The 6,869-nt window shown below is 55.7% G+C and carries 7 protein-coding genes, 1 tRNA gene, 1 other RNA gene and 1 pseudogene; 8 read left to right on the top strand and 2 right to left on the bottom strand.

Annotated features, from left to right (window positions below; genetic code table 11):
• Positions 1 to 58: 58 nt before the first annotated feature.
• Positions 59 to 703 (bottom strand): annotated as a pseudogene (locus G542_RS17105) (DDE-type integrase/transposase/recombinase); the annotation flags it as partial.
• 947 nt (positions 704 to 1,650) lie between these two features.
• On the opposite strand from G542_RS17105, the gene G542_RS0113910 reads away from it, so the two are divergent.
• Positions 1,651 to 1,809: a DUF4376 domain-containing protein gene (locus G542_RS0113910; protein ID WP_244878720.1), complete on the top strand. Its 159-nt coding sequence runs from the start codon at positions 1,651 to 1,653 to the stop codon at positions 1,807 to 1,809.
• Positions 1,810 to 2,218: 409 nt separating this feature from the next.
• Here G542_RS0113910 and G542_RS0113915 read toward each other — a convergent pair.
• Positions 2,219 to 2,294, bottom strand: a tRNA-Asn gene (locus G542_RS0113915).
• A gap of 105 nt (positions 2,295 to 2,399) precedes the next feature.
• Here G542_RS0113915 and G542_RS0113920 point away from each other — a divergent pair.
• The 7 genes from G542_RS0113920 to G542_RS0113935 form a co-directional block, all read left to right on the top strand.
• A complete protein-coding gene (locus tag G542_RS0113920; protein WP_027824419.1) occupies positions 2,400 to 3,062 on the top strand; it encodes an HAD family hydrolase in 663 nt (220 codons plus the stop codon).
• A 39-nt stretch (positions 3,063 to 3,101) separates the two neighbouring features.
• Positions 3,102 to 3,462, top strand: a transfer-messenger RNA (tmRNA) gene (gene ssrA, locus G542_RS18250).
• A 177-nt stretch (positions 3,463 to 3,639) separates the two neighbouring features.
• A complete protein-coding gene (locus G542_RS0113925) occupies positions 3,640 to 4,857 on the top strand; it encodes a tyrosine-type recombinase/integrase (protein WP_027824420.1) in 1,218 nt (405 codons plus the stop codon).
• Positions 4,858 to 4,954: 97 nt separating this feature from the next.
• A complete protein-coding gene (locus G542_RS0113930) occupies positions 4,955 to 5,248 on the top strand; it encodes a hypothetical protein (protein ID WP_027824421.1) in 294 nt (97 codons plus the stop codon).
• On the top strand, positions 5,232 to 5,927 hold the full coding sequence (locus tag G542_RS18685; protein ID WP_155826732.1) for a hypothetical protein: 696 nt from the start codon (positions 5,232 to 5,234) through the stop codon (positions 5,925 to 5,927). Before G542_RS0113930 ends, G542_RS18685 begins: the two co-directional genes overlap by 17 nt.
• Positions 5,928 to 6,097: 170 nt before the next feature.
• Positions 6,098 to 6,331, top strand: coding sequence for a helix-turn-helix transcriptional regulator (locus tag G542_RS18255; RefSeq protein WP_081666856.1), 234 nt, complete (start codon positions 6,098 to 6,100; stop codon positions 6,329 to 6,331).
• Positions 6,328 to 6,869 (top strand): Rha family transcriptional regulator (locus G542_RS0113935; protein WP_034986021.1); only part of this gene is annotated, 542 nt, incomplete at its 3' end. The genes G542_RS18255 and G542_RS0113935, both read left to right, overlap by 4 nt.

The following is a 6,869-nucleotide window of genomic DNA, read 5'->3' on the forward strand; positions in this document are numbered from 1 at the left end:
GGAACTCAATCTCCAGCGCTGTACATAGCCGGTCGAATTCATGCTCGCCGCTGGACTACTTCTGCCGGTTGAACAGGCCATCGGTGAACTCACTGCCGTTATCGGTCAGGATCGTTTAGATGTGGCACGGCGCCACCATCTGCAGCGCTTTCAGAAAGGCCTTGGCCGCCGCGGCCGTTTTGTTGGGCCTGATTTGCACGAAGACCCAGCGGGTGGCCCGGTCGATGGCCACAAACAGATAGCGGCGTGCCGTCTCGTCCGGCATCTGCGGCAGGTATTTGACGTCAATGTGGAAATAGCCGGGGTCGTATGCCTTGAACGGTTTGCGCACCGGTCGGTCAGGTATTGACTCCAGATCGCGCAGGCTGCCCACGCCGTGCCGGCGCAGACAACGATCCAGACCAGAGCGCGATGCCGTCTGATTGAGGAATTCGAGGACGACCACCAGCAGGTCATCCAGTCCCAAGTGCGGAATCTTGCGCAACTCGACTGCGATGCGTTCCTGTGCCAGTGTCAACGTGGCCTGCAAGCGATGCGCGGTGTGGGAGCGATCCCCGACGCTCTCGCGATGCTTCCATTTGCGGATGGTATCAACGGTGGCGTGGTAACGAGCGGCCAGTTCAACCAGCGTGCCGGTGGCCTGGTGGATTTCGGCACGGATGGCCGGCGTGGTACGGGCCTGCTTGTGAAGTTTGACGATCATCGGGATTCAGTCTGTAGCGTTTGCAGAAGCTTGCCAAAACCCTCCCAGGCAAGGGTCAGTTTCCAGATGCGTTTGCTCAGATGAGCATCCGGGATGTGACACGTAGAGAAAAGCAGGATTGGGCATGCACGGATTTGAGTAATTGACTATTTTTTGACCCATGGATTTTTGTTGCGAGCCACGGGTTTTCGTGAGGAAGCAAAATGAAGAATAGTTCTTTTGTTTCAGTTATTTATACATTTCAAATAGCAAAACCCATCGGTCCACGAGTGTTTTCCCTGTGGGGGGGTAAATGAACCGAGTTTTTGAAGCGTTTTTGCTGTTCAAGGCCGAGAACGACTATTCGTCTGATCGCACGGTGAAGTCGTACCGCGATGTATTGGCCCGCTTCGAAGCCTAGCTTGCCGGCCGTGACCCACTGAATGTGTCAGCAGATGAGCTGCTGGTATTTACCGGTCCATATCTTCACAAGAGCCTTGGGCTGGCTCCGATCAGCCGGTTGCCTTATGTGGCGTGCATTCGCGGCTTCTTTCGCTGGGCCCACTCTCGGGGGCTGGTGCGCCACAACGCAGCGCATGTGGTGAGCTACCCCAAGACCGGAAGGAAGTTGCCACGGGCGGCATCGCTGGAGGTTGCCGAGCAGCTGATGTGGGCACCAAATTTTTCGACGTTCGAAGGTGTGCGCGATGCGGCCATGTTGGGAGTGTTAATCGGGTGTGGTTTACGGGTGACCGGCCTGTGTGACCTGAACGAGTCGGACCTGATCACCCAGACGATCAAGGGAGAACCACGCTTGGCGCTGCCCCCAGCCGAGAAAGGCAAGAAGGAACGCCTGATTCCGCTTCCGCACGAAGCGGATCTGCTACTGCGGGTCTACCTAGAGCATCCACAGCTGGCCGCGATTGACCGACAGCTTCCGGATGACGGCAGATCGCCAGATCGTGCCGATGACCTTTTCTTGGCTGCAAACTCTGTGGCAGGTAATCACTGCTCGCGGCGCGCAGATTTACCAGCGCCGGCTAGAGATGGAGCAGCAGATTGCCGGAATGAACCATGAGGAACCGGAAGCATTCCAGCCAGGCTGGCCGGAGCCTGCCCAAGCATAACGAGGGATAACGTCCGGTCGGGTATCATGAGCACCCAACTAGGTGAGAATTCATACGGCTGAAACTGTGACAAAGGCAGCGCGAAACTTTGGGACTGTCCGGCTCTATACGGTGTCAAATGTCCTGCAAAAAAGGAACAAAACCCACGCTGCGTTACATGCTGCGCTCCGCGGATGGCTTGGTCTTTACGGGAGAGGTTCTTCGACTGAGAGGGATGCCCCACACGGCGAACACGAACCTGCCAATGGTTCCCGCGCTTTCTGATGCTTGCTATACGAACTCCAATCAAGTCTTGAAGTCAAGTGTAGCGATCCGCTTTAACAGCCTGCCGACGAAGGTCATGCGCCCATTAGTGGCGCCAAAACGCAAAAAGGGCCCAGCCGTTTAACGGCTGGGCCCTTGAATTTAGTGGCTCCCCGACCTGGGCTCGAACCAGGGACCTACGGATTAACAGTCCGGCGCTCTACCGACTGAGCTATCGGGGAATCGATGGAGGGCGATTATCCGAATGCCGGGAGGGGATGTCAAGCCATGAGTCAACATGAGGCTTGTGCTACATTGGCTGACTTCATTATGAATTTTCATGTGCCATGATTGCTGCCGTACTGTTTGATCTGGATGGAACGCTGGCGGATACCGCTTTGGATCTGGGCTGGGCCCTGAATGCCTTGCTGAGGGAAGAAGGGCGCTCACCACAGTCGTTCGCTGCGATCCGTCCTGTGGCCAGCCACGGCGCCCGCGGGCTGGTCCGGCTGGGATTTGGCATGGACACTGACCATCCGGAGTTCGAGCGGTTGCGACTGCGGTTTCTGGATCTGTACGAGCAGCATTTCGCGGTAGACACCGTGCTGTTTGATGGCGTCAACCTGATGCTGGATGCTCTCGTGGCAGAAGGGCTGGCTTGGGGAATTGTCACCAACAAGCCTCGCCGCTTTACCGACCGCCTTGTGCCACAGCTGGGGTTTTGCCAATCACCGGGGGTGGTCGTCAGTGGTGACACCACGCATGCTGCCAAGCCGGATGCTGCTCCCATGCTTCATGCTTGCAAGCAGCTTGCCGTGAGTCCTGCAGACTGTGTCTATGTGGGAGATGCCGAGCGGGATATTGTTGCCGGCCGTGTTGTCGGGATGCAGACCATGCTGGCGAGATGGGGGTACATTGCAGATCACGAACAGCCTGAGCTGTGGGGGGCCGACCATGAAATCGGGCATCCACTGGAACTTTTACCCGTTTGCAAGCGTCTGATGGTATAGTTGAGAAACTTGATTCTGCTGAGCAGAAACCTGAAGCAAGGGGTCGACATGGCTTCGACGGGGGTTGCAAAGCGAATGAGGGCATACCGGGATCTCAGTCACCCCGTGAAACGCTGAAGCAATATAGTCGCAAACGACGATACTTACGCTCTGGCTGCTTAATGCACCGGACTCTGCACATTCTCTCCCATCGGGATGGTCAGGCAACTGACAGCAGAGTCATTCAGATGGGATCGCGTCAGACCGGGTTACTTGGCCGGGCGTTAAATCCAAGGTAACTCGCCAAAGTGAAGCCTGTCGGTCGGCGTCGCGGAGGTTAAATCCAAATGGCCAGACTAAGTATGTAGAACTCATCGTAGAGGATTTCCGGACGCGGGTTCGATTCCCGCCGACTCCACCAATTCAATGTGTCACAACGTGGCACAGCACCTCAAAACCCCCGTCGCTACTGGCTTCGGGGGTTTTTGTTTGTGTCATGACGTGCCATGATGCGTACCAACATACCAGCGTGTCTGTTGGTTCTTTTGCTGGTATCTCGACCATGTGCAAACCAACGTACCAACATGGGGCTACCAACATGCCGCTGACTGATACTGCTTGCCGTAATGCCAAGCCCGCAGATGGAGACAAGCCAATCAAGTTATCTGACGGATTGGGCCTGCATCTGCTGATCAACACGACAGGTAAATACTGGCGACTGGCCTATCGATTTGGTGGAAAGCAAAAGACGCTGGCCCTCGGGGTGTACCCGGCGGTCAGTCTCAAAGATGCCCGCGAACGGCGCGACGAGGCTCGCAAGCTGCTGGCAGCTGACATTGACCCTGGCGAAGCCAGAAAGGCACAGAAGGCAGCCGGCAGCCTCAATGCAGCCAACTCGTTTGAGGTCATCGCCCGTGAGTGGCATGGAAAATTTCTGCCGACCTGGACAACGAGCCACGCTGACAAGATCATGCGCCGCTTTGAGCGGGATGTTTTCCCGTGGCTGGGTAGTCGGCCAGTTGCCGAGATCGATGCTCCTGCATTACTGGCCGTGCTGCGGCGGGTCGAGAGCAGGGGCGCGATAGAAACGGCTCACCGTGCCATGCAGAGTGCCGGGCAGGTATTCCGCTATGCCATCGCTACCGGACGGGCGCAACGCAACCCTGCGGCTGATCTGGTGGGAGCACTTGCGCCAGCCATCAAGCAATCATTCCCAACCATCACTGACCCGATCAGGATTGCAGAGCTTCTGCGCGCCATTGACGGCTATCAGGGCACGTTACCGACACTGTGCGCCTTACGTCTGGCTCCTCTGGTGTTCGTTCGTCCCGGAGAACTGAGGAAGGCCGAATGGTCAGAAATCGATCTGGATGGGGCGACGTGGATCATTCCGGCAGAGCGGATGAAGATGCGCGAGAAGCACGTTGTACCGCTGTCAGAACAGGCTGTGTCCATCCTGCGTGAGCTGCACCCGCTGACAGGTGGCGGACGTTACGTGTTTCCAGGAGCGCGTACCAATGGCCGCCCAATGAGCGAGAACACCGTCAATGCTGCCTTGCGCCGGCTGGGATACGACAAAGACACGATGACTGGTCACGGCTTCCGGCATATGGCATCAACGTTACTGAACGAGCAGGGGTGGAACCGTGATGCCATTGAACGGCAGATGGCACATGCCGAGCGCAATCAGGTTCGTGCTGTTTACAACTACGCCGAGTATCTGCCAGAGCGCAGAAAGATGATGCAAGCGTGGTCGGATTATCTGGATGCCTTGAAAGCGGGTACAGCAGCCAAGCCGTTACTACGGGTGGCCTGACAAGTTTTGCCGCGCCTACTCCGACGGGAGGAAAACCGGGGAACCCTGCCCGGCTGGCGTGGCAATCCTTACAGGGAAACGCCAAGGGGGCGTTCACATGCTTGATCCTCAAAAAGAGCGAGCAAAATTCATCAGCTTGCACGAATTGTTATTTATCTTAGCCGAGGCCAAGGGCTATTCGCCGCAACAAGCCGCCCAGAGCCTAGGCATAACCATGGCACAAGACCCGAAGTGGCAGCAGCTGAAGCTGCATCGCTTTGACCCTGCTATGGGTATGATTTCAACCACTGTCATTGAGGCAAACGAAGCACGGGAACGGCTAGCTTTGCTTGCCAGAACAGGCGACACCAAGACAGTCTCAGAAAGGGATAGTGATGAAATCCTATTCTGATTTCTTGCCCTTATGTCATGACGCGCTGCATGAATATGGGTTTGATAGAGATGTAGTTTCAAAGTTGCTTAATGAAGAAGGCATTCCAGCCTTTTCCATCACGGCACAGCCCACGCCTGCAAATGCTTGCGAAGAAGCAACCCATCACGAGCAATGGGATATTGGAATGCGGCTTCGCAAACAATTCACCATCAATGAGGCGGCTTGTATCATTTGCAATACACACCCTGACGAAATGGAACAGTACTGGAGAGAACCTTGGCCAAGGGATATTTCCAGCATGAGACAAGCCATCATTGATAACTGGCATCAGCTAGATGAGACTTTTGATGGCAACATGGATAACGTCCAAGGCTGCACCAAGGTAAACCATAAAGATATTGCGCGGTGGTGCTATAGCATGGGCATTCATTGGCCATTGATGTCAAAAGAACACGCCATGCGCACGGAAAACACAGCTGGCACAGCTGACAAATCCCTAGCGATTAATAGCGCAACCTTCGCCAAGCTGAGAGACGCAATTTCAGCCTTTCCGCATAAATACCCACAATACAGGTCTGAACCGCCGAAACTTGATGCTGATGTAAGGAAGTGGCTTGGAACGTCTTTCGGCTGTGGTGATCGAGAAAAACATGTGTTTGGACAAATTATTCGAGAGCATTTCTGCCTAAACAACTGAACCTGACACCCACCTGACAGCCCTGATTTTTCAGGGCTTTTTTATTTTCATAACCATCAAAAATCGCTCATTACAGCTTTATACCTGACAGCTAAAAGTATTTGCCTGTACACCGGGTGCAAGCGGTTTCATTGGCTCGTTAATAACGACGTGCCACGGGAAACCGCACCATGCAAAACCAAGTCATCGCCCTTCCCCAAACCGGATTTGTCCGTCAGCCCCTGCTGGTGGGCGACCGCCGTACCGGAACCCCCGGCGTCCTGCCGTTCTCTGCCTCTACGCTTTGGAGGCGTGTCCGTAATGGAACCTTTCCCGCTCCCCTAAGGCTCTCCGAGCGCGTGACAGCGTGGCGAGCCGAGGACGTCCGGGCATGGATTGAATCTGCCGGGGAGTGCCAGCAATGACCAGGCAAACTGTTCACCGGCCAGAAAACGGATTGCCCGTGCTGATTGTCAGGGATGAACCACGCATTGACTCGCGCATCGTGGCCGAGGAACTGGGTATCCAGCACGACAACCTGGTTCAGAACCTTGAGCGTTACCGGGACAAGCTGGAGCGGCTAGGAATTTTTCGGTTTCAAACAGAGAAATTGACCGCAGGCCGTGGCAGATCTGTGCGCTTCGCTCTGCTGAACGAGGACCAGGCCTATTTCGCCGCCACGCTGTCACGGAACACCGAACGGGCTGTCGAGGTGAAATTCCGACTGGTGCAAGCATTCAGCGAGGCACGCAAGCATCAGGACGCCCGCCATAACCAATACCTGCCGTTCTACCACCTAGCCCATGATGCCGCCCGCAACATGGCAGATACGGCCAGAAAGCTCGGCAGCGAAGCACCGGCACAGGTATTCCACTCCAACGTCGAGAAGCTGATAAACCGGGCGTTCGGCCTTGAGAAGGGACAACGGGCCAACCTGTCACCTTCCATGCAGAACGCCGTCAG

It is taken from the genome of Laribacter hongkongensis DSM 14985 (assembly GCF_000423285.1).
Lineage (GTDB): Bacteria > Pseudomonadota > Gammaproteobacteria > Burkholderiales > Aquaspirillaceae > Laribacter > Laribacter hongkongensis.